23 protein-coding genes (1 of these 23 running past the window's edge) are annotated in these 25331 nt (G+C 72.4%); 5 read left to right on the plus strand and 18 right to left on the minus strand.

Annotation, left to right across the window (positions count from 1 at the left end):
• The 9 genes from HCU62_RS01475 to HCU62_RS01515 form a co-directional block, all read right to left on the minus strand.
• Positions 1–735, minus strand: the 5' portion of a protein-coding gene (locus tag HCU62_RS01475; RefSeq protein ID WP_163298012.1) for an FAD/NAD(P)-binding protein. It extends 114 nt beyond the left edge of the window; the window shows 735 of its 849 coding nt (coding positions 1–735); the start codon lies at positions 733–735; its stop codon lies beyond the left edge, outside the window.
• Positions 732–1820: a 4Fe-4S dicluster domain-containing protein gene (locus HCU62_RS01480; protein WP_163298011.1), complete on the minus strand. Its 1089-nt coding sequence runs from the start codon at positions 1818–1820 to the stop codon at positions 732–734. Before HCU62_RS01480 ends, HCU62_RS01475 begins: the two co-directional genes overlap by 4 nt.
• A gap of 1 nt (position 1821) precedes the next feature.
• On the minus strand, positions 1822–3873 hold the full coding sequence (fdhF, locus tag HCU62_RS01485) for a formate dehydrogenase subunit alpha (protein ID WP_163298010.1): 2052 nt from the start codon (positions 3871–3873) through the stop codon (positions 1822–1824).
• 85 nt (positions 3874–3958) lie between these two features.
• Positions 3959–5734, minus strand: coding sequence for an adenosylcobalamin-dependent ribonucleoside-diphosphate reductase (locus HCU62_RS01490; RefSeq protein WP_309474767.1), 1776 nt, complete (start codon positions 5732–5734; stop codon positions 3959–3961).
• Positions 5731–6405, minus strand: coding sequence for a methionine biosynthesis protein MetW (locus HCU62_RS01495; RefSeq protein WP_163298008.1), 675 nt, complete (start codon positions 6403–6405; stop codon positions 5731–5733). Before HCU62_RS01495 ends, HCU62_RS01490 begins: the two co-directional genes overlap by 4 nt.
• Entirely contained in the window at positions 6402–7577 is a 1176-nt protein-coding gene (gene metX / locus HCU62_RS01500) for a homoserine O-acetyltransferase MetX (RefSeq protein ID WP_163298007.1), read from the minus strand. The genes HCU62_RS01495 and metX overlap by 4 nt, the downstream gene beginning before the upstream one ends.
• The gene (locus tag HCU62_RS01505) at positions 7574–8857 is read right to left on the minus strand and encodes an O-acetylhomoserine aminocarboxypropyltransferase/cysteine synthase family protein (protein ID WP_163298006.1); all 1284 of its coding nucleotides are present in this window, start codon (positions 8855–8857) and stop codon (positions 7574–7576) included. Before HCU62_RS01505 ends, metX begins: the two co-directional genes overlap by 4 nt.
• A gap of 333 nt (positions 8858–9190) precedes the next feature.
• Positions 9191–10600 (minus strand): nicotinate phosphoribosyltransferase, encoded by a 1410-nt coding sequence (locus HCU62_RS01510; protein ID WP_169755361.1) that lies wholly within the window; start codon positions 10598–10600, stop codon positions 9191–9193.
• Complete coding sequence (locus tag HCU62_RS01515; RefSeq protein WP_163298910.1) at positions 10597–11202, minus strand: nicotinamidase; 606 nt, start codon at positions 11200–11202, stop codon at positions 10597–10599. The genes HCU62_RS01510 and HCU62_RS01515 overlap by 4 nt, the downstream gene beginning before the upstream one ends.
• Before the next feature lie 150 nt (positions 11203–11352).
• On the opposite strand from HCU62_RS01515, the gene HCU62_RS01520 reads away from it, so the two are divergent.
• A complete protein-coding gene (locus HCU62_RS01520) occupies positions 11353–13260 on the plus strand; it encodes a sulfatase-like hydrolase/transferase (protein ID WP_163298909.1) in 1908 nt (635 codons plus the stop codon).
• A gap of 24 nt (positions 13261–13284) precedes the next feature.
• On the opposite strand, the gene HCU62_RS01525 is transcribed toward HCU62_RS01520, so the two are convergent.
• The 3 genes from HCU62_RS01525 to recD2 all read right to left on the minus strand — a co-directional run bounded on the left by HCU62_RS01525 (position 13285) and on the right by recD2 (position 17186).
• Complete coding sequence (locus HCU62_RS01525) at positions 13285–13647, minus strand: DVU0772 family protein (protein ID WP_163298908.1); 363 nt, start codon at positions 13645–13647, stop codon at positions 13285–13287.
• Between the two features lie 135 nt (positions 13648–13782).
• The gene (locus HCU62_RS01530; protein WP_163298907.1) at positions 13783–14835 is read right to left on the minus strand and encodes an AI-2E family transporter; all 1053 of its coding nucleotides are present in this window, start codon (positions 14833–14835) and stop codon (positions 13783–13785) included.
• On the minus strand, positions 14832–17186 hold the full coding sequence (recD2, locus tag HCU62_RS01535) for an SF1B family DNA helicase RecD2 (RefSeq protein ID WP_169755362.1): 2355 nt from the start codon (positions 17184–17186) through the stop codon (positions 14832–14834). Before recD2 ends, HCU62_RS01530 begins: the two co-directional genes overlap by 4 nt.
• A gap of 510 nt (positions 17187–17696) precedes the next feature.
• Between recD2 and HCU62_RS01540 the strand changes: the two genes are divergently transcribed.
• Entirely contained in the window at positions 17697–17999 is a 303-nt protein-coding gene (locus HCU62_RS01540) for a c-type cytochrome (RefSeq protein ID WP_309474812.1), read from the plus strand.
• 48 nt (positions 18000–18047) lie between these two features.
• On the plus strand, positions 18048–19646 hold the full coding sequence (locus HCU62_RS01545) for a DUF3373 family protein (protein ID WP_163298905.1): 1599 nt from the start codon (positions 18048–18050) through the stop codon (positions 19644–19646).
• A 366-nt stretch (positions 19647–20012) separates the two neighbouring features.
• Here HCU62_RS01545 and HCU62_RS01550 read toward each other — a convergent pair whose 3' ends face one another.
• From HCU62_RS01550 to HCU62_RS01575, 6 genes are read right to left on the minus strand one after another with little or no spacing between them, the layout of a single operon-like run.
• Entirely contained in the window at positions 20013–20444 is a 432-nt protein-coding gene (locus tag HCU62_RS01550; RefSeq protein ID WP_169755363.1) for a hypothetical protein, read from the minus strand.
• An 18-nt stretch (positions 20445–20462) separates the two neighbouring features.
• The gene (locus tag HCU62_RS01555; protein ID WP_169755364.1) at positions 20463–21815 is read right to left on the minus strand and encodes a hypothetical protein; all 1353 of its coding nucleotides are present in this window, start codon (positions 21813–21815) and stop codon (positions 20463–20465) included.
• Positions 21816–21826: 11 nt separating this feature from the next.
• Positions 21827–22642 (minus strand): cytochrome b N-terminal domain-containing protein, encoded by an 816-nt coding sequence (locus HCU62_RS01560; RefSeq protein ID WP_163299657.1) that lies wholly within the window; start codon positions 22640–22642, stop codon positions 21827–21829.
• Positions 22639–23040: a Rieske (2Fe-2S) protein gene (locus tag HCU62_RS01565; RefSeq protein ID WP_163299660.1), complete on the minus strand. Its 402-nt coding sequence runs from the start codon at positions 23038–23040 to the stop codon at positions 22639–22641. The genes HCU62_RS01560 and HCU62_RS01565 overlap by 4 nt, the downstream gene beginning before the upstream one ends.
• A complete protein-coding gene (locus tag HCU62_RS01570; RefSeq protein ID WP_374001951.1) occupies positions 23037–23258 on the minus strand; it encodes a DUF2905 domain-containing protein in 222 nt (73 codons plus the stop codon). Before HCU62_RS01570 ends, HCU62_RS01565 begins: the two co-directional genes overlap by 4 nt.
• The gene (locus HCU62_RS01575; RefSeq protein WP_163299663.1) at positions 23255–23845 is read right to left on the minus strand and encodes an epoxyqueuosine reductase QueH; all 591 of its coding nucleotides are present in this window, start codon (positions 23843–23845) and stop codon (positions 23255–23257) included. Before HCU62_RS01575 ends, HCU62_RS01570 begins: the two co-directional genes overlap by 4 nt.
• On the opposite strand from HCU62_RS01575, the gene mutY reads away from it, so the two are divergent.
• Both mutY and HCU62_RS01585 read left to right on the plus strand, forming a co-directional pair.
• A complete protein-coding gene (mutY, locus tag HCU62_RS01580; protein ID WP_169755365.1) occupies positions 23844–24992 on the plus strand; it encodes an A/G-specific adenine glycosylase in 1149 nt (382 codons plus the stop codon). The two genes, HCU62_RS01575 and mutY, sit on opposite strands and share 2 nt — an antisense overlap.
• 4 nt (positions 24993–24996) lie before the next feature.
• Positions 24997–25266 (plus strand): TMEM165/GDT1 family protein, encoded by a 270-nt coding sequence (locus HCU62_RS01585; RefSeq protein ID WP_169755366.1) that lies wholly within the window; start codon positions 24997–24999, stop codon positions 25264–25266.
• Positions 25267–25331 lie beyond the last annotated feature (65 nt).

The raw sequence follows: 25331 nt of genomic DNA on the forward strand, positions 1-25331 counted from the left end.
GGTGGTGAAGATGGTCTCCGGCGCAAGACCCATCTCCTCGAGCCGGTCGAGCACCACCCGGATCATGACCTCCGGGCCGCAGACCAGGGCGCTCGTCCGCTCCGGTCGGAGGTCCACCTCGTCGAAGAGCGTGGTCACGAGGCCCACCCGGCCCTGCCAGGCCGCGTCCCCCCGGTCCACGGTGACGCGGCACCGCAGGCCCTCCCCGGCATTCCAGCCGTCCAGCTCCCGGGAAAAGCAGATGTCGGACGGGGTCCGGCAGCCGTAGAGCACGGTGAGGGCGCCGTAGCGCTCCCGCGCCGCGAGACAGGCCAGGAGGGCGGACCTCAGCGGTGCCAGCCCGATGCCTCCGGCCACGAAGAGGAGGTCCCGGCCCTCCAGCTCTGCCATGGGGAAGGGGCGGCCGTAGGGCCCCCGGATCCCTACCGTGTCGCCGGGGCCGAGGGTGTGCATCGCCCCTGTCAGCCGGCCGGCCCGGCGCACGGTGAGGGTGAGGCCGCTCCCCCGCCCCGGCGGGGAGGAGATGGAGATGGGGGCCTCCCCCTGGTGCGGCACCGAGACCATGACGAACTGGCCCGGTTCGAAGGAGAAGGCCGCCTCGGCCCCGGCGTCCGCCGGCTCGAGGACGAAGGTCTTGACCCGCGGGTTCTCGGGCCGCACCTCGCGGATACGGGCGGGCAGGGGCAGATAGGGGTTGGCCGTGTATGTCGCGGTGGCATTGGACCGGGGGGTCATCTGGCATCCTCGTCGGTGGCATGGTGATTGCCGAAACTGCAGACCATCTCCACGAAGCGGGCCATGTCCACTCCGCCGAAGCAGATGCCCAGGCAGCGGCCGCAGCCGACGCAGCTCGGCCGTCCATGCCGCGCCACGTCGTGCCGGAGCTTGTGGAGGAAGCGCCGTCGGACGCGCTCCGTGGCGCCGTCGACGGGGTTGGCGTCCCCGGCCATGCGGGTGAAGCCGGAGAAGGTACAGGCGTCCCACGTGCGCACCCGTTCGCCGTGGTGTTCGTCCAGGGGCTGGTCGGTGATGGTGAAGCAGGTGCAGGTGGGGCAGACGAAGGCACAGCCGCCGCAGTCCTGGCACCGCTCGGAGAGCCGCCGGACCACGCCCTCCGGCTCCCGGCCCGCGAGGAGGCCCACGGCCAGGTCCACGTGGATCTTCCGCTCGAAGAGGCCCCGGGCCTCGAGGGCTGCCTGGAACTGGGCCTGGCGGTCCGGCTCGCCGGCCGGCTGGAAGAAGGCCGGCCAGCGGGCCACGATCTCCGCTCCGCCGGGCTTTCCGGTCTCCACGTAGAAGCGGTCGCCGAGGTCGAAGAGCTGGAGGTCGAAGCCCAGCTCCAGGGAGGGGCCGGTTCGGGTGGCGTTGCAGAAACAGCCGGCGAAGGGGTGGTGGCAGGCGAGGGTGGCGAAGACGGCCCCCGCCCGCCGCCGCTGGTAGTAGGCATCCCGCCGCCGGCCCTTGAGGAAGACCAGGTCGCAGTAGAGGACCCCGAAGAGATCGCAGGAGCGGACCCCGAAGTAGACCGTGGGCCGCTCCTCGGGGAGATGGGTCTCGAAGGCGTAGCGGTGCCCGCCCCCGGTATCCGGCGCCACGGTGTAGGAGAAGAGCCGCTCCCGCTGGGGGAAGAAGAAGCCCTTCAGGGAGTTCTGCGGTCGCGCCTCCAGGTCCAGGCCGTCTTCTTCGAGGTCCGTCACCGGGGCATAGAGGGTGTCGCCGTAGCCGTTGCGGACCGGCGCCACCAGCCGCCGGTCCCGGCCGAGGCGGCGCAGCAGGGGCACGAGATGGTCCTTCTCCAGGATGAAGGCGTCCTGCGGCATCTCACGTGTCCTCCTTTTCCACCGCCACGGCACAGAGCTTGAGCTCGGGGCAGCGGGCCACCGGGTCGCAGCGGCTCACCGTGAGGGCGTTCACCGGGGCCTCGTGGAAGTGAAAGTCGGCGTAGAGCTGGCCGGGGGCCACCCGCCGGCTCAGCCGGGCGAAGAAGACGCAGTCCCCCCGGCGGGAGCGGACCCGGACCCGGTCCCCCGGCCGGACCCCGATCCGCTCGGCGTCCTCCGGGTGGATCTCGATCCAGGGCCGGTCGAGTTCCCGGGCCAGGGTGGCGGAGCGGCGGCTCATGGTGCCGGTGTGGTAGTGGTGGTAGGCACGGCCGGTGATGAGGCGCAGGGGGTGGTCATCGGAGAGCGGATCCACGGGTTCCACGGGGCTGGCCGGCTCGAAGCGGCCCCGGCCGCGGGCGAAGCTGTACTTGTGGAGGTAGGGGGTCCCGGGATGGTCCCGGTCCGGGCAGGGCCACTGGAGCCCCCAGGAGTCGCGGAGCCGGTCGTGGTACATCCCGCCGTAGATGGGGACGAGGAGGCAGATCTCCTCCATGACCTCGGCGGGCGAGCCGTAGGCCATGGGGTGGCCCATTCGGGCGGCGAGGGCGCAGACGATCCGGTCGTCGGGCCAGGCCTCGCCCACCGGCTCGATGGCCTGGTGCATGAGCTGCACCCGGCGCTCCGAGTTGGTCACCGTGCCGGTCTTTTCGGCGAAGGAGGCGGCGGGGAAGACCACGTCGGCCAGCCGGGCCGTCTCCGTGAGAAAGAGGTCCGAGACCGCCAGGAAGTCCAGCCCCCGGAGGGTGGCCTCCACCCGGCTGGAGTCGGGGTCGCTGCGCACGGGGTTCTCGCCCATGACGTACATGGCCCGGACCGCCCCGGCCGCGCCGCCCGCCTCCCCGGGGCCGTGGGTCATCTCCAGCAGGGCCAGGCCGGGCCGCTCCGGCAGCTTGACCCCCCAGGCCCGTTCGAACTTGGCCCGCACCGCCGGGTCGGCCACCGGCTGGTAGCCGGGGAAGACGTTGGGCAGGGCGCCCATGTCGCAGGCCCCCTGGACGTTGTTCTGCCCGCGCAGGGGGTCGACGCCGGTGAACTCCCGTTCCACGTGGCCCGTCAGCATGGCGAGGTTGGCGTAGGACTGGACGTTGGCCGTCCCGCAGACGTGCTGCGTCACCCCGAGGCAGTAGCAGATGACCGAACGCTGGGCCCGGGCGTAGATCCGGGCCGCCTTCAGGATCAGCTCCTTTGCCACCCCGGTCGCCTCGGCCGCCTGGTCGATGTCCACCTGGAGGAGGTGGTCGCGCAGGGCGAAGAAGTTCTCGGTACGCATCTCGATGAAGAGGTCGTCGACGAGGTTCTCGTCGAGGATGGCGCGCATGAGGCCGCTGGCCAGGGAGATGTCGGTTCCGGGCCGCAGCCGGAGGTGGATGTGGGCCCGCCGGGCCAGGGCCGTCTCGCGGGGGTCGACGACGATGAGGCGGGCGCCGCGGTCCACGGCGTCGAAGATGCGGCGGGCCACCTGGGGATGGGCCTCGGTGGTGTTGGAGCCCGCCACCAGGATGACCTCGGCCTCCTCCAGCTCGTTGATGGAGTTGGTCATGGCCCCGCTGCCGAAGGTGGTGGCGAGACCCGCCACCGTGGGGGCGTGTCAGAGCCGGGCGCAGTGGTCGATGTTGTGGGTGCCGAGCACCGCCCGGGTGAAGCGCTGGAGGAGGTAGTTCTCCTCGTTGGTGCACTTGGCCGAGGCCAGGACGCCGATGGCGTCCGGGCCGTGGCGTTCCTTCGCCCGGGCGAGCCCGTCGGCGGCCCGGTCCAGGGCCTCGTCCCACGAGGCCGGCCGGAGGCGCCCGTTCCGGCGCACGAGGGGCCGCGTGAGCCGGTCGGGGTGGTGGATGAACTCGTGGACGTGCCACCCCTTGGCGCAGAGGTTGCCGCGGGAGACGGGGTGGCGCCGGCTCGGAGCCACGCCGGTCACCCGCCCGTCCTCCACCTGGAGGTAGAGGCCGCAGCCGCAGCCGCAGTAGCAACAGACGCTCATCACATGGCGCATGGCAGACCTCCCGGTCCCTGGCGGACCCTACCGAACGTATCGGCCGGCCGCTCCGTCTTGAACAACGACCGGCGGGCCGGGACGGCTAGAGCCGGCACTCCCCGGGGTCGCAGCGGGCGGTGTGGTCCGCCAGGAAGGCGGCGTCCCCGGCGCCGAGCTCGAGCACCTGGCCCGCCTTGCTCCCGTAGCGATAGACGGTGATCCCCTTCAGGCCGAGTTCCCAGGCGCGGCGGAAGACGGCGGCCACGTCGGCCGGCGTTGCCGCCGGCGGCAGGTTCACCGTCTTCGAGACGGAGTTGTCCACGTGGCGTTGGAAGGCGGCCTGGACGGCGAGGTGCCGTTCGGGCGGGACCTCGAGGGCGGTGACGAAACGGCTCCGGAGGGTCTCCGGGACGTCCGGGACGGCGGAGAGGCGGCCCCGGCGGCGGACATCCTCCACCAGGCGCCGGGGATCGAGGCCGTGGGCCCGGGCGGCGGCCTCGAAGAGGGGGTTCACCTCGGTGAGTATCTCGCCGTCGAGGGCCCGCCGGCGGTAGGCCAGGGCGAAGAAGGGCTCGATGCCGGCGCTGGTCCCGGCGATGATCCCGAGGGTCCCGGTGGGGGCGATGGCGGTCCGGGTGGCGTTTCGGACCGGCACGTCCCCGGCGGGACCGCCGCGGCGCCAGGCGGGGTAGGGGCCGCGCTCCCGGGCCAGCTCCCGCGAGGCCGCGAGGGCCGCCTCGGCCAGCTCCCGGGCGACGTCCCCGGCCACGGCGACCGCCTCGTCCGAGTCGTAGGAGATACCCATCCGGACCAGCATCTCGGCGAATCCCATGACACCGAGCCCGATCTTGCGGGTGGCGGCGGCCGCCTCCGCCAGCGGCTGGAGGGGATAGCGGCACACCTCGATGACGTCGTCCAGGAACCGGACCGCCTCGGCGGCGAGGCGGCGCAGGCGCCGGCGGTCCAGCCGGGCGCCGGTCCCGTCCCCCCGCACCAGCCGGGCGAGGTTCAGGGAGCCCAGGTTGCACGACTCGTAGGGCAGCAGCGGAACCTCGCCGCAGGGGTTCGTGGCCTCGATGGGGCCGAGTTCGGGAACGGGATTGGCCCTGGCCACGGCGTCGAGGAAGAGAAGCCCGGGATCTCCGCAGGCCCAGGCGGCCTCGGCCATGGCGGCCAGGACCTCGGCGGCGTCCAGCCGGCCCACCCGTTCCCCGGTGCGCGGGTGGACCAGCGGGTAGGTCCGTCCCGCGGCCGCCGCCTCCATGAAGGCGTCGGTGACCCCCACGGAGAGGTTGAAGTTCTGGAGGCTCACCCCGTCGAGCTTGGCCCGGACGAAGGCCAGGACGTCCGGGTGGTCCACCCGGAGGACCCCCATGTTGGCGCCCCGGCGCTTGCCGCCCTGCCGGATGTTCTCGGTGGCGCAGTCGAAGATCTTCATGAACGACACCGGGCCGGAGGCCGCGCCGCCCGTGCTGGCCACGAGGTCGCCGGCGGGGCGGAGGCGGGAGAAGGAGAAGCCCGTCCCGCCGCCGGTCCGCTGGACCAGGGCCATGTCCCGGACGGCCCCGAAGATGCCCTCCATGGTGTCGGGCACCGGGAGTACGAAGCAGGCCGAGAGCTGGCCCAGGGCCGTGCCGGCGTTCATGAGGGTGGGGCTGTTGGGGAGGAAGTATCCCCCGGTCATGAGGCGGCGGAAGCGGCCTTCCCACCGGGCGGCGGCTCCGGGGCCGCCGAAGCGGAGCTCGGCCCCTGCCACCGCCCGGGCCACCCGGGCGAAGAGGTCCTCCGGGCTCTCGGCGATGCGTCCCCGGGCATCCCGCCGCAGATAGCGGGCCTCGAGCACCCGGCGGGCATTTTCGGAGATGTGCAGGGGTTTCACGGGCACCTCCTCCACTCGCTTCGGGTGCGCGGCCCGGCCTCCAGCTCGAAGAGCGCCAGGGCCGCCCGGAGGCCGGGCAGGCGCCGGACGGGCCGCGGCTCCCCCCGCCGGCCGATCGCCGCGAAGGCCTCCCCCCGGATTCCTATTTTGCGCTCTCGGCACAGGATGCGAAAGTCCGCCACCGTGACGAGGCGGATGTGCGGGGTCTCGTGCCACCCGTAAGGAAGGGCGGCGGTGACGGGGAGCCGGCCCCGGAGGCCGAGCCGCAGCCGGATCCGCCAGTGGGCGAAGTTGGGCACGGTGACCAGGGCCAGGGGGGCCAGCCGGAGGGCCGTTTCGAGTGCGGCCGCGGGGTCCCGGAGGAGGGGGAGCACCTGGTTCAGGATCACCACGTCGAAGGTGCCGGCGGCGAAGTCCCGAAGGCCGGCCTCGATGTCCCCGTGTGCCACGCAGAGGCCGCGGGCGATGGCCTCCGCCGCCGCCCCCGGGTCCAGCTCGATCCCCGTCCCCCGGGCCGCCCGCTCCCGCTCGATGCGCTGGAGCAGGGCGCCGTCGCCGCAGCCGAGGTCCAGGACCCGGGCCCCTCGGGGCACCCGGCCCGCGATCCACGGGTCGAGGGCGCGGTCCCGCAGCCGGGTCCGGGCCCAGTCCACGGCAGGGCCGGGCCTCATGTCGCCTCCCGGTCCAGGCGGTCCAGGAACCCGGCCACCAGGTCGCCCATGCGGTGGCCGGGCAGGAGAAAGGCGTCGTGGCCCTGGTGGGTTCGGATCTCGCAGTAGGAGACCTCCCGCCCGGCCAGCCGCATGGCCCGAACCATCTCCTCGGAAAGGGCGGCGGGGAAGAGCCAGTCGCTGGAGAAGGAGACCACCAGGAAGCGGCACGCGGCCCGGCGGAAGGCCGCCTCCAGGGAACCCCGGCCGGCGGCGAGGTCGAACCGGTCCATGGCCCGGGTGATGTGGACGAAGGTGTTGGCGTCGAACCGGTCCACGAATCGGCGGCCCTGGTGGTGGAGGTAGCGTTCCACCTCGAAGCCGCCGGTACCGGCCGTGCCGCCGCCCCGCCGGGCGAACTTCCGCACCATGGCCTCTTCCGAGAGGTAGGTGATGTGGCCGATCATGCGGGCCAGGGCAAGGCCTGCCCGCGGCGGGTCCGCGGCCTCGTAGCGGCCCCCCCGCCAGCCTGGGTCGCGGAAGATGGCCTGGCGGGCCACCTCGTGGAAGGCGATGGCCTGGGGCGAAAGGCGCGGGGCCGTGGCGAGGGCCACGGCGCCGGCCACCCGCGCCGGGTGCCGCACGGCCCACTCGAGGGCCTGCATGCCGCCCATGGAGCCGCCGATCACCGCGAGCAGGCGGGGGATGCCGAGCCGGTCCAGGAGCCGGGCCTGGAGCTCGACCTGGTCGCCGATGGTGTAGGCGGGGAAGTCCGGCCCGTAGGGCCGCCCGGTGGCCGGGTCGATACTGGCCGGCCCGGTGGTGCCCGCGCATCCCCCGAGGAAGTTGCTGCAGATCACGAAGTAGCGCCGGGTGTCCAGGGGCTTGCCCGGCCCGATCATGAGGTCCCACCACCCCGGGCGTTCCCCGGGGACGCCGCGATGGAAGCCCGCGGCGTGGGCGTCGCCGGAGAGGGCGTGGCAGACGAGCACGGCGTTTCGGCGGCCCGGCGCCAGGCGCCCGTAGGTCTCGTAGGCCACGGTGACCGGGTTGAGACGGGCGCCGCACTCGAGCCGGAAGGGCGCGGCCGGGGTGTCGAAGGTCTCCGTCCGGGTTCGGACGCGGCCGACGGAGCCGCCCGGGGCGACCGCCGTGGCGGCTGCGGCGAGGCGGGGGGAGGCACCGGTGGTCATGGCACCGCCTCCAGGGCCCGGTCGATGTCCTCGATGATGTCCGCCGCGTCCTCGATGCCCACCGAGAGACGGACGAAGTCGTCGGTGACCCCGGCCCGGCGCCGTTCCTCCGGGGCCAACTGCTGGTGGGTGGTGGAGGCGGGGTGGATCACCAGGGACTTGGCATCGCCGATATTGGCGAGGTGCGACAGCAGCCGGACGTTCTCGATGAAGCGGACGCCCGCCGGGTAGCCGCCCCGGACCCCGAAGCCCACGATGGCGCCGAAGCCCCCGCCGAGGTATCGCGCGGCCAGGTCATGGGTGGGGTGGTCCTCGAGGCCGGGGTACCGGACCCAGGCGACCTTGGGGTGGCCGGCCAGGTGCCGGGCCACGGCCAGGGCGTTGGCACAGTGGCGTTCCATGCGCAGTGGAAGGGTCTCGAGGCCCTGGAGGAAGAGGAAGGCGTTGAAGGGGGAGAGGGCGGGGCCGAGGTCCCGGAGGTACCGGGTGCGGAGCCGGGCGATGTAGGCCAGGTCCCCGAAGGCCTCCTTGTAGACCAGCCCGTGGTAGCTGGGGTCCGGCCGGTGGAGACCGGGGAACCGGTCCTCGGGCCAGGGGAAGCGTCCCGAGTCCACGACGATGCCGCCGATGGAGGTCCCGTGGCCGCCGATGAACTTGGTGGCGGAGTAGATCACCACGTCGGCCCCGTGGTCGATGGGGCGCCAGAGTCCGGGGGCCACGGTGTTGTCCACCAGGAGGGGCACCCCCGCCTCGTGGGCCGCTTCGGCCAGTGCCTCGAAATCCGGGACGTCCAGTTTCGGGTTCCCGATGCTCTCCACGTAGAGGGCCCTGGCGGCGGGGCCGAGAGCGCGGCGCACGGCGGCGGGGTCCGCCGGGTCCACGAACCGGACGGTGATCCCGAGGTCCGCCAGGGTGTGGCGGAAGAGGTTGAAAGTGCCGCCGTAGAGGCTCGAAGAGGCCACGATCTCGTCGCCGGCGCGGGCCAGGTTCAGGAGGGCCAGGGTGATGGCGGCCTGGCCGGAGGCCACGGCCACCGCCGCCGCGCCGCCGTCGATGAGGGCCATGCGGCGCTCGAGGACGTCGGTGGTGGGGTTCATCATCCGGGTGTAGATGTTGCCGGGGGCGCGCAGGGCGAAGAGGTCGGCGGCGTGGGCCGCGTCCCGGAAGAGGTAGGAGGTGGTCTGGTAGACGGGGACGGCCCGGGCCCCGGTGGCGGGGTCCGGGGCCTGGCCCCCGTGGACGGCGAGGGTGGCGAGCCGATAGCGGCGGTCGTGGGCCATGGGGAGATTCCTCGGCGGCGGCCGGCACCGCCCGGAGGGCGGGCGCGGCGGTCTGGCGGCGCCCGGCTTCCCGGGGCCGCGGACTCGAGTTGTTCAGGTGGTGGAATCGGGTGGAAGCGACCCGAGCACGCCGGTGGGGCGGCTCAGGTCGTGGGCATGAGACATGAACGCGGACGCCCGCTCCGGCAGGGGGCCGGCGGGGCGGCGGGGCGGCGGATGGGGTGCAGGGCGTTCATGCCGTTGTCCGTTTGTCCGTGGTCGGTGTCCGAGGCGGCCGACCTGCCGGCCGCGCTCCCTGTACACTGTCTAAGACACCGGGGCGCCGGTGTCAATCTAAAATAATTCTTTCCTTGATTCCGGCTCGGCCGGGGTGCGGATTCCGGGTGTATCCCGGTTCGCCGACCGGGCCGTCCGGGCGTCCACTTGCCGGGCGAGCTCGGCGAGGCGGGGCGAGACCCGGACGGGGTAGGCAGGGGCGGGGTCCAGGGACCGCAGGGCGGGAGGGAGCCGGTCCATGGCCTCGAGGGTCCGGGCGCGGATCTCGTCGAGGGAGGGCGCGGGGAAGAGCCGGCGCCCCGCCCGCATGACGGGCACGAGGAGGGGCGTCCCTTCCAGGTCTTCCTCCTCCAGGCCCACCACGTCCTCCATCGGCCGGCCCTCGTCGTCGAAGCGTCGGAAGACCTGCTTGCGGCCGGGGAGGGTGGCCTTCCCCTCGGAGCGCTTCCTGCGGGGGACGCCGTCGTACTCCTGGAGCTTGTAGGCACAGTCGAGGCTGGGGGCGTCGGCGGAGGTATCGAGGCGCGTCCCGACGCCGAAGCCGTCGATGGGGGCCCCGGCGGCGAGGAGGCGGGCCAGGGCGGCCTCGTCGAGGTTGCCGCTGGCGAAGATCCGGACGTCGTCGAGACCCGCCGCGTCGAGGATGCGGCGGACCGCGGCGGCGTGGGCCGCCAGGTCCCCGCTGTCGATCCGCACCCCCCGGACCCGCACGCCGGAGGCCCGGAGCCGGGGGACCAGGGCCGCCACCCGGTGCGCCGCCGCCTCCGTGTCGTAGGTGTCGATGAGGAGCACGGCGTTTTCGGGCCAGGCCCGGGCGAAGGCCTCGAAGGCGGCCGCTTCGCTCTCGTGCGCCTGGACGAAGGAGTGGGCCATGGTGCCGAAGACGGGGATCCCGAAGCGGACGCCGGCAAGCACCGTCGAGGTCCCGGAAAGGCCCGCGAGGTAACCGGCCCTGGCGGCCAGCAGCCCCGCCTCGGCCCCGTGGGCGCGGCGCAGGCCGAAGTCCACCAGGGTCTTTCCTGGAGCCGCGAGCACCACCCGGGCGGCCTTGGAGGCCACGAGGATCTGGAAATGGAGGAGGTTGATGAGGCGTGTCTCCACGAGTTGGGCCTGGGGCAGGGGGGCCGTCACCCGGAGCACCGGCTCGCCCGGGAAGAAGGGGGTCCCCTCCGGCAGGGCGTGGACGTCGCCCCGGAACCGGAGGTCTTCGAGGGCCCGGAGGAACGCGTCCCGGAAGCCGCCGAGGCCCCGGAGCGCGTCGATCTCCTCCGGGGTGAAGGCGAGGCCCTCGAGGAAGTCGAGGACTTGTTCGAGGCCGGCCGCCACGAGGAAGTTCCGGGAGGGGGGCAGGCGCCGCACGAAGAACTCGAAGACCGCCGTGGCCTCCATGCCCTCCAGGTGGTAGGCCTGGAGCATGGTGAGCTGGTAGAGGTCCGTGAGGAGCGGAGATGCTTCGGGCGGTCTCATCCGGCGGCCTCCGTTCCACCCAGATCCGTGCTGGCGGCGACGGCGGCCCCGAGCCCGCGCATCTCCTCCAGGGCGCGCTCCCCGGCGCCGGGCTCGGCGTCCACGGCGCGCATCGCGTCCTGGAGGAGGACCACCTCGTAGCCCAGCTTCCGGGCGTCCTTCACCGTCTCGAGCACGCAGTAGTCGGTGGCGAGCCCGCCCACGAAGAGGCGCCGGACCTCCAGGGCGCGCAGGTAGTCGTCGAGGTCGGTCCCCTGGAAGCCGGAATAGGCCTCGGTGTCGGGGCGGGTGGCCTTGGAGACCACGATGACGTCGGCCGGGAGCTCGAGCCCGTCGGCGAAGTCCGCCCCCGGGTCGCCGGCCACGCAGTGCGGGGGCCAGGGGCCGCCCTGGGCCTGGAAGGAGACATGCTCCGGGGGGTGCCAGTCGCGGGTGGCGAAGACCGGGCGCCCGGCGGCGCGGAAGGCCCGGAGGCAGCGGTTCATGGCCGGGACGACCGCGTCCCCTTCCGGGACGGGCAACCGCCCGCCGGGGAGAAAGTCCTTCTGGAGGTCCACGACGAGGAGGGCGTCGCCCTCCCCGATGGAAAGGCCGGATGCCATGCCTCTTCCTTACACCATCCGTTCGGGAAAACAAGGGCACGGGGCCGGCGGCCCCGGCGTGTTCCGGCGTCTTTGTGATCCCGGCGGCTTCCTGTTACATTTCGGGGCGGCTCGCCCGGCGCCACGCCGGCGGGCTCTGTGGAGGACGCCATGCATCTAGCGGAGACCAGGGGCGCGGGCCGCTCGGGGGGCGGGCTTCCGGCCTTTTTCGGTTTCACCTACCTGGCGGTGCTCGGCCTCGCCGCCGCCTACCTCGGCCGGGTCCCGGCCTGGGACCTGCGGACGGTGATGTTCGCCGCCGGGGCCGTCCCGACCTATGCCGCCTTCTACCTCCTGCCCGCCTTGCTCCTGACCCTCGGGGCATGGGGCGCCGGGCGCCTTGCCGCCCGGCGGGGCCGGGGTGGGCGCTGGGCCGGGGCCCTCGTGGCCCTCGTGGCGGTGTCCGCCACCGGGTGCACCTCGATCCTCCTCTTCGCCGACCTCTTCATCCACCGGCTCTACGGGTTCCACCTGAACGGGTTCGTCTGGAATCTCATCCGGACGCCCGGCGGCATCGACTCCCTCGGGGGCGGCGCCGCCACCACGGCGACCTTCGCCGCCATGGCGGCCGGGTTCTTCCTGTTCCAGGCGGTGCTGCTCGCCGCCGCCCGGCGCCTGCCTCTCCTGGCGGGCTGGCGGCCGGGGCGGCGGACCTTCCGCTGGGGGCTCGCCGCCCTGGTGCTCCTGTCCGCCGGGGAGCGGGCCACCTACGCGGTGAGTGAATTCCAGGGCCACGCGGGCGTCACCGAGGCGGCCGCCACCCTGCCTCTCTACTGCCCCCTCACCATCCACAACCTCGCCCGGCGCCTCGGCTACGAGGTTCCGCGCCGGGCGCGGCTGGCCGTGGAGGTCCGGGCGGCCCGCCTCGCCTATCCCGCCCGCCCCCTCCGGGTGGAGCCGCCGGCGCACCCGCTCAACGTGGTGGTCCTGGTCGCCGAGTCGCTCCGGGCCGACATGCTCACCCCCGAGATCATGCCCCGGACCTGGCGATTCGCGGCCCGGGCCCACCGCTTCACCCGGCACTACAGCGGTGGCAACGGCACCCGGATGGCGCTCTTCTCCCTCTTCTACGGCCTCTACGGTTCCTACTGGTTCCCCTTCCTGGAGCTTCGGCGGGAGCCGGTCTGGATGGAGGTGCTCCGCCGGCAGCGATACCAGTTCTTCCTCTACACCGGGCAGAGCTTCACCTACCCCGAGCTGGACAAGACCGTCTTCGCCCGGGTGCCCCGGCGCCTCCTCCACCCGACCCCCCCGGGCTACGGCTGGGAGCGGGACCGGAAGAACACCGCCGACCTGGTGGCGGCGATCCATGGCCGGGACCGCCGTCGGCCCTTCTTCGCCTTCCTCTTCTTCGAGTCCACCCACGCCCGTTACTCCTTCCCGGAGGAGAGCATCATCCGCCGGCCCTACCTCCGGAACTTCAACTACGCCACCATGGACCTCGCCCGGGACATCGGGCTCATCCGGAACCGCTACGTCAACGCCGCCCACCACGTGGACGGGCAGGTGGGCCGGATCCTCGACGCCCTCGAGCGGGAGGGCCTTCTCAAGGACACCATGGTCGTCATCACCGGCGACCACGGGGAAGAATTCATGGAGAAGGGCCACTGGGGGCACAACTCGGAGTTCACCGAGGAGCAGACCCGGGTGCCCCTGGTGCTCTGGGTGCCCGGGACGGGGAGCGGCACCGTGGACCGGATGACCAGCCACCTGGACGTCGCGCCCACGCTGCTGCCGCGGCTCGGGGTCCGCAACCCCGCCTCGGACTACAGCCTGGGCTTCGACCTCCTGGGCCCGCGGCGGCGGACTTACACGGTGATCTGCGACTGGGACCGGGTGGCCTACGTGGGAATGGACTACAAGGCGGTGATCCCGGTGAAGACCTCGGCCCTCATGCGCAACCGCGTCACCACCGCCGACGACCGGCCGCTCCCGGATGCCGCCACCTTCCTCTCGGGGCACCGGGACGTCCTCGTCCGGCTCATGCAGGAACTCCGCCGTTTCCAGCGGCAGGGATGAGACCGCCGCCCCGGCGGCCGGGGCTCAGGCGGCCAGGCGCTCCCGGAGCCAGTCCTGGAGGCGGGCGTTCAGGGCGTGGACGCCGACCCCGGGCCGGCGGCCGGCCTCCCGGACGGCCTCGGCGAAGAGGGGCTCGGGCACGGGAACCTTGGCGAGTTCCTCGACGCCCTTGGAGTCGCGGCGCAGCAGCGTCACCTGGGGCGGACGCTCCCAGTCGTAGATGACGAAGTAGAGGGAGGACTCGTTCGCTCCCCGGACGAAGTCCTTTCCCCGGGTCCAGCCGGCCCCCCACTCGAGGTACATGTCCACGGCCTTCTCCGGCGTCATGGACCAGTCGATCTCGTTGACGAGGCGGCGGTCTTGGCGGAGTGCGTCGATGTGCATCATGGCGGGATTCCTTTCCTTGTGCCCCGGAGGGCGGCGGGCGGATAGAATAGATTCAGAAATAGTAATCTTTTTTAATTAGTAATGTCTCTGTCGCGGTGGGTCAACCCGGGTGCCCGGGCCGGGCGGCCTGAAGGGTCATTCGTGGTAGAGGGGGCTTTCGAGGTAGGAACGGCGGGCGTGGCGAACCAGCACCATGAGGACGGCGGCGGCCGGGATGGCCACGAGGACGCCGAAGAAACCGAAGAGCTGCCCCCCGGCCAGCACCGCGAAGATCACCACCACCGGGTGGAGCCCCACCCGGTCGCCCACGAGGACGGGGGTGAGGACGGTTCCCTCGAGGAGCTGGCCCACGGCGAAGACGCCGGTCACGTAGAGGAGGTGGGCCAGGTCGTGGTATTGGACCAGGGCCGCGGCCCCGGCGGCGAGGATCCCCAGGGCGAAGCCGAGGTAGGGGACGAAGCTCACGAGCCCGGCCGTGATCCCGATGAGGAGGGCCAGTTCCAGCCCCGCGAGGTGGAGCCCGATGGAATAGACCGCGGCCAGGGCCAGCATGACCAGGAGCTGGCCCTTCAGGAAGGCCCCGAGGACCTCGTCCGCCTCCCGGGCGAGGGCCGCCACGGTGGGCGCCGCCCGCCGCGGGAGCAGGGCGTGGAGGTCCGCGAGCAGCCGGTCCCAGTCCCGAAGGAGGTAGAAGGTCACCACCGGGATCAGCACGAGGTTCCCGATGGCGGCCAGGAGGGCCATCCCGGACCGGGAGACCGAGGAGAGGACCCGGACGGCGAGGCCGCCGGCCTGCCGCCAGTGCGCGGCCAGGGCCTCCTGGATCGCCCCGGCGTCCGGGAGGGCCGCGGGCAGGCCGAGTCGGTGGGCGAGCCACGGGAGCGCCGTCTCCCGCGCCCAGGCCAGCACCGCGGGGAGGCGCCGGGCCAGGGCCGCCGCCTGGCGCTCCAGCAACGGCACCAGGACCAGGACGAGGGCCAGGAAGGCCAGGACGATCACGGCGAAGACCAGCGCCACGGCCAGGGTCCTCGGGACCCGCCGGCGTTCCATGGCGTCCACCGCCGGGTCGCCGAGGTAGGCGAGGAGCGCCGAGACCAGGAACGGGGTGAGGACCGGGGCGAGAAGGTGCGCCAGCCAGGCCGCCCCCAGGCCCACCGCCAGGAAGAACCACCGCCGGGAGTCGCTCATGGGATCGGGACCTCCCGCGCCGCCGCCCGCCCGAGCCAGGTCCGCCGCCGCGCGCTCTCCACGTTGGTGCAGGCGCGTTTCAGGGCGTAGCGTTGCCCCACCAGGTAGGCCTTTTCCTCCGCCCGGGTGATCGCGGTGTAGAACCACTTGTTGTTCAACATGATGAAGTGGGAGTTGGTGAGGGGGATGGCCACCACCCGGTACTGGGCCCCCTGGGCCTTGTGGACCGTGAGGGCGAAGGCGGGCTCGACGATGTCCCCGAGGTGGTCGAAGTCGTAGGCCACCACGATCCGCTCCGGGTAGACCACGTAGAACTCCTGGGCCTCCGGGTCGACCCGCGCCACGAGGCCCACGTTCCCGTTGAAGACCCGCCGGAAGCCGCCCCCGCTGAAGGTCTTCCCGGCGCGGGCGAAGTCGGCCCAGGCCATCACCGCCATGTCGCGGTTCTGGAGGTGGACCACCTTGTCCCCTTCCTTCAGGGTGAGACCCGCCCGCTGGAAGGAGGCGCCCGGGCCGGGGTTCAGGATCTCGCGGAGGCGGGCGTTGAGGTTCTCCGTCCCGAGCTGGCCCACCCGCATGGGGGTGAGCACCTGGAAGTCCCAGACGGGGTGGGTGAGCCGGTCGCGCCAGTCCCGGGCCAGTTCGCAGATCCGCTCCAGGATGGCCTGGTTGTTCTCTTCCCGGAAGCGCTTGAGCTCGGCCTCGGTGTGGCGGGCCTTGAGCGCGTAGATGTTGTGCCGTTCCACCGGTTCGAAGGCGAAGTCGCGCCAGCCCTGCGCCTCGACCCCCTCCGGGATTCGGCCCCGGCGGATCTCGTTGGCGAAGAGGGCGAGGACGCTCTCCGGGCTCTGGCGGTAGATCCGGGTGAGGTGGACGGCGGGGACGAGCCCGAGGTCGAGGACGTCGCCGAAGACGTTGCCCGCCCCGATGGGCGGCAGCTGGGCCGGGTCGCCCACCATGAGGAAGAGCGTTCCGGGCCGGAGGGATCGGGCCAGCCGGTAGAAGAGGGGGAGGTTCACCATGGAGGCCTCGTCGAGGACCACCACCCGGTGGGGCAGGGGGTTGTCCGGCCCGTGCTCGAAGCGGCCCTCTCCCTGGTACTTGAGGAGGCTGTGGATGGTGAAGGCCTCGTAGCCCGTGGCCTTTCGGAGCCGGGCGGAGGCCATGCCCGTGAAGGCGCAGCAGACGATCTCCTCCGGGGCGGCCAGGCGGCCGGCGAGGAGATCCAGAACGGCCCGGCAGACGGTGGTCTTGCCGGTGCCGGCGTAGCCGGCCAGGGCGAAGACGGTGGCGGGCTCGGTGGCCGTCCGGACGAGGATCTCCCTTTGCTCCGGGGCGAACTCGATGCGGTGGCGGGCCTCGAAGTCCGCGATGAAGCGCTCCACGGCGGCGGCCTCGAGTACCGGGCGGTCACCGGCCCGCGCCCGCTCGGCGAAGAAGTCGCGGAGCCAGTCTTCCATGTGCCGGAGACCGGAAAGGCCCGTCTCGCCCCCCGGCCCCCGCACCAGGGTCCCGTCGGCCACCATGGCGGCCGCCGCCTCGTCCACCGGGGCGGCGGTGTCGTCCCCGTCGCCGAGGACCTCCGCCGCCGCGGCCCGGAGCTCGTCGGCCGTGAGATACGAGTGCCCGGCCTCCTCGGCGGCCTTCACCAGCACGTGGTTGAGGGCGGCGCGGACCCGGGCCGGGTCCCCGGGCGGGACCCCGAGGGCCATGGCGATGCGGTCCGCGGTGCGGAACCCGATGCCCCGGACCTCGGTGAGCCGGTAGGGATCGGCCCGGACCACGGCGGCGGCCTCGTCCCCGAAGTGGTTGTAGATCCGGATGAGGAGGTTGGGGGTGACGCCCCCTTCGGCGCCGCCGAGGACCTTGGAGAGGGCCTTGAGGTTCTTGAACTTTCGCCAGGAGCGGAGGATGAGCTCGAGCCGCCGCTCCTTGATGCCCTTGACGTTCAGGAGGCGGGCCGGGTCCTCGTCGAGGATCCGGACGAGGGCCTCCTCCCCGAAACGGTCGAGGAGCTGGCGCGCCAGCTTCGGCCCCAGGCCCTTGACCACCTTGGAGAGGAAGAAGAGGAGATCGCCCCCGCACGCCGTGCACCGGGTGAAGGCGAACTGGCGGCCGTACTTGTTCACGGTCCATGCGCCGCGGAAGCGGAACTCCGCCCCGGCCAGGCCCGCCCCGCCCGCCAGCTCCGGGACGACCCCCGTGGCCGTAAAACGCGCGCCCCGGGGAGGGCGCACCTGGAGGACGGCAAACCCCGTCTCCGGCGAGGCGTAGGTCACGCGTTCGACCCGGCCCTCCAAGGTGATCTCCGGCTCCCGGGGCGCCGTGGCCCCGCTCTCCGCCCCAGCCATGGAAGACAGGATAGAGCAAAACGCCGGGCCTGTCATGGCCGTGGAGATTTTGACGGCCCGGCGGCCGGGGCGTCATTTCCCCGGGGTGCGGCCGGCGCCGGCGGACCCGGCTCGGGCGGGCCGCGGCCGCCATCGAGGCGTGATGGCCGCGGCGAAAAGGTTTCAGGGCAGATGGCGCAACAGAGATCGGCAAATGCACGGCATGGGGGTGTCGAGGAATGAGGAATGCTTGGCGCCGCCGCAATGACGAGGGCATCCGAGGCAGCACAGCAGTCGGCGTATTTTGCGACGCCATCAAGTTTCCATCGCGGGATGTCGATAATACCTCCATGAACCGCCGAAGGGCGGAAACCGCTGCGGCGAGGAGGTCTTCCGGGGATGCACGGTTCTTGCTTTCCGTCCAGGGGACAGGGTCACCCGGCCGGGACACACGTCCTCGACTCCGGGTGCAGGCAGGGTTTCGAATTCGGTGGCCGATTTCACAACGTCTTGGGGAAAGGGGGTGAACTCGTGAGGAAGAGCCTGATTCTCGCGGTGCTCGGGGTCATGCTGACCGCCGCCGGCGCCATGGCCGGCCCGGCGGATCTCTTCGTGAAGACCTGCGGGCAGTGCCACGTCAAGGGAGGGCAGGCCCCGCCGGTGAACCCGGCGGACAAGGCTATGTCGGTCTGGGAGAAGTACTTCAGGCGAGGCCGGCACCCGGTGGATCTTTCCGGAAAGATCAGCTCGGACCAGCTCCAGATCGTCGTCGAGTATCTCAAGGACCACGCGGCCGACAGTGACCAGCCGCTGGCGGCGGTCATCCCGAAGTAGGGGCGGCCACGCGCGGCTACGCAGCAACGAAATGCGGGAGGATATGAAATGAAGCGCGTTTTGACGGCACTCATGGTGCTTTCGCTGACGGCCTGGTCCGGCTCCGCCCTGGCGGCCCGGGACGACCAGGTGACGCTGTCGGCGAAGAAGTTGAAGGCCGTGCTCGGAAAGGTGCTGGAACTCCAGCGCCGGGTCAGCGACCTCGAGCACGGCAAGGCCCGCGGCGGGCCCTCGGAGGTGGAAAAGTCCGCCGCCATTCCGGAATACGACAAGCTCACCCGCGACATCGAGGAGATCTACGACACCCTCGACAAGGTGGAGACCCGCGCCCTGCAGGACAAGGTCAATTTCGGCGTGGAGGTTCGCTCCCGGGTGGACTTCTTCAAGTACGAGGACGTCTGGACCTACACGGAGCCTGCGGCGAACCCCAACGCCCTCTTCGGTCTCGACCCGGGTGACATGGTGGACCACGTCTACCCGAACACCATCAACAGCGCGCGGAAGGAGTGGACGGCGGACAACAAGTGGAGCACCCGGGTGCGCCTCAACATGGAGGCCCGGGCCGCCAACAGCCTCACCTTCCACGGTCGGCTCGCGGTTTACAAGAACTGGGCCGAGAGCGGCGACATCCAGCGCAACGTCGACTTCTACCGGGCCCACCGGCCCGACGACACCACGGTGAAGCTCGACCGGGCCTACGTGGACTGGATCGTCCCCGTCCCCTTCCCCCTGGCCGTCACCTTCGGCCGGCATCCCTCCACCGAGGGGCCGCCCATGGAATACCGGGAAAACCTCCCCCGGCAGGCGACCTACCCCTCCCTGGTCTACGAGGGCGAGACCGACGGCATCGTGGTCACCCTGGGCCTCGAGCGCTACACCGGCCTCGTGAACTCGGGCCTCCGCCTGGCCTACGGCAAGGGCTACCAGCAGGACGAGTCGGGCTACTCCAACTTCACGGCCTTTGGGTCCCGGGCCAGCGGCATCAAGGACACCAACTTCTGGGCGGCCTTCTTCGAGACCGAGGTGCCCTACGTGCCCGAGAGCCTCCTGGTGTTGAGCTACATCCACGGAAACGACCTCATCGACAACCCGGCCGGGCCCCAGGCCAACCTGGGGAACATGGACGTCTACGGCGCCCACCTCCAGATGTCGAACTTCCTCGACACCGGGCTCGACCTCTTCGTCTCGTGGGGGCTCAACAACGCCGATCCGAAGAAGCGGGCCGGCCAGTACGCCACGACACAGATGTACTTCATCAACCCGGCCACGGGGCTGCTCACCACCATGCCGGTGGGCCTCCTCGGCACCCAGGGGAGCAAGTGGGGCTGGGCCATCTACACCGGCTTCCGCTACACCGTCCCGGTGGACGCCCTCAAGCGGCCGAAGATCGGCTTCGAGTTCAACTACGGAAGCCCCCACTGGTTCTCCTTCACCTGGGGGAGCTCCGATCCCTACAACAAGCTCGCCACCCGGGGCAAGGCCTACGAGGTCTACTACATCCAGCCCTTCAACCGGTACCTCTTCATCCGGACGGGCTATACCAAGATCAACTACAACTGGAGCTTCAGCGGCTACCACCTCGGCGAGCCCTGGAAGATCGACGAGAACCTGTCGAACTTCTACGCCCTCTTGGACGTCCGGTTCTAGCGGACCGGATACCGCCGGAACGAACCGGGCCCTTCGGGGCCCGGTTTTTTGATGGCGTCTCGGACATCGCCAAGCGCCGACACTTGATGGCCTCGCAAAAAGGCGCGGGCTGCGGCGTTGCTTCGGATGCCCCCGTCATTGCGGCGGGGCTCAAGTCGGCCTCATTCCTTGACGTCCCCGCGTCTTCATTCGGCGATTCTTGTCGCGCCGTCCCCGCCGAGGACTTTTCGCGCGGAGTCATCCAGGATGCGCGGACCCCGGACGCGCTCGTCACCGTTCATGGCCGGGCCGTTCCGGGCGGATGCCGGGGCAAGGGGAAGACGCCGGTCCCGGGATGGACGGCGCGGCCCCGGCGTCTTCGGGGGGTCAGGGGCGTGCCGCGGCGGGCGCGTGGCGGCAGGGGCGCGGCATGCGCCCGGGGCGCCAGGCCCGCATCACCGGGTCCCGGAGGTCCCGGTGGCAGGGAAGGCAGAGCCCCACGTCCAGGACGCGGCGGATCTCGTCTCGGCCCAGGGGGCGAAGGTCCGGCCGGGAGGTGTGAACCAGGGCGGTGCCGTTCGCGTCCACGAAGGCGTCCAGGGGGTGGTCGATCCCGAGGAGGCGGGGCCGGGCGGCCAGGGCGGGGGTGAAGGCCCAGCCCCCGGGCCCCCGGTGGAGGCTTCCCTCCCCGAGGCCCAGCGCCCGGGGGGTCTGGTGGCAGTCGGGGCAGCTCCGGCCCTTGGGCTGGGTGGTGTGGGGGTCCATCCACGAGACCGTGAGCCGCACGAAGTCCTTTTCCCATCGGCCCCTGTGATCCAACAGGGAGACAAAGTCCTGTCACCCGGGGACGAGGATCACCACCTCGTCGCCCTTGCGGCCGAGAGGCGGGCTCTCGTGGCGCATGAAGGAGCGGAATTCGCTCCACCGGCCCGGCGTCTCCCGGGCGGCCACCTTGTCCAGCATGGCCTGGCTCCGGTCCGCCCGGACGTGGCAGCCGTAGCACTGGGGGACCCAGGTGCTGTGGCAGGCCTGGCAGGAGAGGCGCCGGTGGAGGGGCCCCCGGCAGGCCGCGGGGTCGGGCGGGTCGAGGGGGTGGAGCTTCCGGTCCCGCCGGCCTTCCAGGAAGAAGGCCGTTCCCTTGGCCACCACGTCCAGCCGGGGCGGCGCCCTCTTGACCTGCACCCCGGAAGGGGGGCCGAGGCCCCGCTTCCGGAGGGCGTAGGCCTCGGCCAGGGGGCGGAGGGCCTCGCCTCCGGCGTGGCAGGTGACGCAGCGGACCTCCAGCTGTTCCTCGAAGTGGACGTGGCGCGTGCCGTCGCCCATGGTTTCGCGCTGGGTGTGGCAGTCCACGCAGGCGAGGCCCTTACGGTGGTGGACGTCGTCGGGCATGGACCGGACGTAGCGGCCGTCCTCGAGCTGGTGGGTCCCGAGGTCGCCCGCCTCGTACGGCGTGCCGTAACCCTCCGATTCCATGAGGCCCTGATACGAGAGGCCGATCCGGCCGCTCCGGTTGTGGCAGCGGACGCAGTTTTCGAGGGGGGCGTCCCGGGTGATCCGGGTATGGGCCCGCTCCCGGGGTGTGTCCGGTTCGGGCTTCTCCTGGTGGCACGCGGTGCAGCCGCCGCCCTTGGCGGCCAGGAAATCCGGCAGGGAGCCCTTTTCCATCCAGAGGTGGCAGCTGCCGCAGAGCTTCCGGAAGTAGTCCAGGGCCGGGGAGGTAAGGCCGGAGCGGGCCAGGCCGTGCACGGTGAGGTCCTCGGCCCCCGGTCCGGCGGATTCACCCCAGTAGGTGCGAAGTGCGTCGATGATGCCCCGGTTGGTGGCCATGAGGGAGTTTTCGACCCACCGGAGCTGGTTCGGGTGGCAGCCCGCCTGGCCGCAGGTGCGGGGGCCGAGGCGGAGTTCGCCGGGGTTCTTCACCATACCCCGGTGGGCGCGGGTCTTGTCGCCGGCCAACGGGTCGCCCAGGTGGCAGGCGGCGCAGCCGAGGACGTCCCTGGCGTGGGCGCCCCCGGGATCCTGCCGGTGGCACCCGAGGCAGAGGTCCACCTGGCCAGCGGTGGTCCGGGTCACCGTGGGCGGCGGATGGTCCAGGGCCGGGACGCCTGCGGGGGGCGCCGCGGCGGCGGTCGAGAGCCATGCCAGCATCAGGGCGAGGCAGAGGAGGGCCGGGGGGCGGTTCGGGGGCATGGCGTCCTCCTTCACCGGAGCCAGGCCACGGCGGTGAGCACGAGGTAGCTGGCCCCCCAGAGGCCGAGCAGCCACCAGAGCGGCCGCCGTGCCCGGGCGAGCGGCATGAGCCCGAGGGCCGCCACGGGGACGGCGGGATAGACGACCCCGGCCGCCAGGGGCGGAAGATGCCGGAGCAGCTCCTGCACCGCCAGGAAGAACCAGGGCCCGTGGATGAGGTCCGGCGCCGCCCCGGGGGCGTCCATGGGGGCACGGACGAGAGCGGCCGCCGCCCCCGTGACCCCGAGGATCAGGGCGAGCTCCCTCCGCCCCACCAGGACCCGGCGCGTGTGGTACCAGGTGCCCAGGCCCCAGAGGAGGGCCGTCAGGAGGTAGTGGACCACGTAGACCCGGTTCAGCCCCTCCAGGGACACGGCGAAGAGGAGCCGGTCCAGGGCCGGCCCCGCCACGGGCACGGCGAGGGCCAGGTGTTCGGCCACGGCCCCGGCGGCGAGCCCCGTGGCGTCGGCCCGGAGGACGTAGCCGGTAAACAGCGCGAGAACTCCCATGGGCAGCAGCGCGACGAGCAGCCACCATCGCCCGTTGTGCTGGCGGTCCAGGGTGGCCTCGTCCAGCATCTGCCAGGTGTGGACGAGGAGGAGCAGCACGAAGGCCTGGCTCGAGTAGAAGTGGAGGGCGCGCCAGAACCCGCCGAAGGGCAGGAGGGCGTCGATGGCCACGGCGGAGCCGAAGGCATCCGCCGCCTCGTAGTGGTAGGCCACCACGAAGCCCGAGCCGGCCGAGACCAGGAGGGCCGCGGTGGCCAGCTCCCCCCACCGCCGGCTCATCCGAGCCCCCTGGGGATCACCACCGCGTAGCCGCCGTCCTCGAGGCGCCGGACCCCGAGCCGGGGCAGGTCCTTCTTGGCCGGCCCCGAGACGTAGCGGCCGTCCCAGGTGAACCGGCTCTGGTGGCAGGGGCAGATGAAGCCGCGCTCCACCGGGTGGTAGGTGATCCGGCAGCCGAGGTGGGGGCAGCGGCGCGAGACGGCCATCGGCCCGGCCTCGGTCTCGAAGAGGCAGAAGTCGGGCTCGAGGAGGTACTGCCCGGGCTTGAGCTCCTTCCGGATGCGCACCGTCCGCGGCGGGCGGACCCGGTCGGTGGTGACGAAGGCGGCGAAGGGGTAGAGCCCGAGGACGCCCAGGGCCCACCCCGCCGCCCGCTTCAGCCAGTCGCGGCGGGTCACTTGCGAAGGATCCATAGGAGGAGGGTGAGGAGGGCGCTCAGGAGGAGCGAGGTGGCCAGCGGGAAGTAGAAGGTGAAATTTCCTTTCCGGATGAGGATGTCCCCGGGCAGGCGGCCGATGAAGGAAAGACGCGAGCCGGCCATGAGGAGGAGCCCCACCACCGCCACGGCCGCGCCGAAGAAGAGGAGCAGCCGCCCGATCTCGCCCAGGGGGTTCACGCCGCCCTCCCCGCGGCCGGCGCCGCCAGCCGCCGGCGGAGCCGCTCGGCCCGGGCCGCGTAGCGCTCGCCCTCGCTGAAGAGGCAGCCGCAGTAGGGCTGCCGGTAGATGCCGAGGGCCCTCGCGGCCTCGATGCCCGCGGCCCAGCCCTCGCGGAAGTCCTCGTAGTGAAAGGCGACCCCCGCCTCTCGGGCCGCCGCCTCGCCCGCGGCCCGGATCTCGGCGTGCCGCTGGTAACGGCTGTAGAGCAGGGTGGTGCTGAAGGCCGGGAACCCGTGTGCCTTCGCCGCCGCGGCCGCGGCGGAAAGCCGCAGCCGGTAGCAGGCCGGGCACCGCCGGCCGGGATCGGTCTCCGGCCCCACGGCCTCGAACCACCGGTGCAGGTCGTAGCCCTCCGGAGCCCAGAGGACCGGGAGCCCGAGCCGGTCCGCCACGGTCTCCATGGCCTCCACCCGGCGCTCGTACTCGCGGAAGGGGTGGACGTTGGGGTTGAAGAAGTGCCCCGTCACCTCGAAACCCTTGGCCCGTAGGCGTTCCAGCGGGTAGAGTGTGCAAGGCCCGCAGCACGTGTGAAGGAGGAGCCGCATGGCGGAGATTTTAAGGACCCCGGACGGGGGGGTCAACCTCGCTCGCTGGCGGGCCGCGGCCCCCGGCGTGGCGGCCCGGCTCGCCGGGTGGTTCGACGGCGCCCGGCGGGACCTCCCCTGGCGCCGCCACCGGACCCCCTGGCGTACCTGGGTCTCGGAGGTGATGCTCCAACAGACCCAGGTGGCCAAGGTGGTGCCCTACTTCGAGCGGTTCTGCGCGGCCTGGCCGGACGTCGCGGACCTGGCCGCCGCCCCCCTCGAGCCGGTCCTGAAGGCCTGGGAGGGGCTCGGTTACTACGCCCGGGCCCGGAACCTCCACCGGGCGGCCCGGGTGGTGGCGGAGCGCCACGGCGGCCGGGTGCCGGACGACCTCGACGCCCTCCTGGCCCTCCCGGGGCTCGGCCCCTACACCGCCCGGGCGGTGCTCAGCCTGGGCTTCGACCGCCCGGTGGCCGTCGTGGACGGCAACGTGGGCCGGGTGCTGGCGCGGCTGGCCGCCGTGGATCGCCCCCTTCGCCCGGGCGCCGACCCCGAGATCTTCCGCCTGGCCGAGGTCCTGTTGGACCGCGCCGCCCCCCGCCGCCACAACGAGGCGCTCATGGAGCTCGGGGCCCTGGTGTGTCGGCCGGGCCGGCCCGCGTGCGGCGCCTGCCCCCTCTCCCCCGTCTGCCTGGCCCGCCGCCGGGGGCGGGCGGCGGACCTCCCCCGCCGCCCGCCCCGGCGGCGCCGGCCGCACCTCCAGGTGACCGCTGCCTTCATCCGCGACGGCGCCGGCCGCATCCTCATCACCCGCCGGCCCCTCGACGGGATGCTCGGGGGACTCTGGGAATTCCCCGGCGGCAAGCGCGAGCCCGGGGAGTCGCTCGAGGCGTGCATCCGGCGCGAGATCCGGGAGGAACTCGGGGTCCCGATCCGGGTCCTCGGGCCCCTCGTGACGGTCCGCCACGCCTACACCCATTTCTCCATAGAGCTCCACGTCTTCCGAGCCGAGATCGCCGCCGGGACGCCGCGCCCCCTCCAGTGCCTGGACCTGGCCTGGGCCGCGCCGGGCGAGCTGGAGCGTTACGCCTTCTCCGGGGCGGACCGGAAGGTGCTTGCCGCCCTGGCCGCCGGGCAGGGACCGGCGGCCGCCGGCGCATCGAGGTGACGCCATGGATCCGAAGCTGTTTCTGACCACCTTCACCGCCGTCTTCCTGGCCGAGCTGGGCGACAAGACCCAGCTGGCCACCGTCGGGTTCGCCGCCGGGTCCGGGGCCCGGTGGACGGTCTTCGCCGCCGCCTCTTCGGCCCTGGTTCTGAGCACCCTCGTGGGAGTGCTGGTGGGCGGGGCGGCGGGCGAGACGCTCCCCGCCCCGTTTCTCCGGCGGGGGGCGGGGCTCCTCTTCGTGGGGATCGGGGCCTGGCTCCTTTGGCGGGGCTGAGGGGGCGCCTCCGCCCGGCCTTGTCTTTTCGTGGGATCTGCCCCATCATTTAAAAAGTCCCGGCC

The sequence above is a fragment of the Dissulfurirhabdus thermomarina genome, from assembly GCF_012979235.1.
Classification (GTDB): Bacteria; Desulfobacterota; Dissulfuribacteria; order Dissulfuribacterales; family Dissulfurirhabdaceae; genus Dissulfurirhabdus; species Dissulfurirhabdus thermomarina.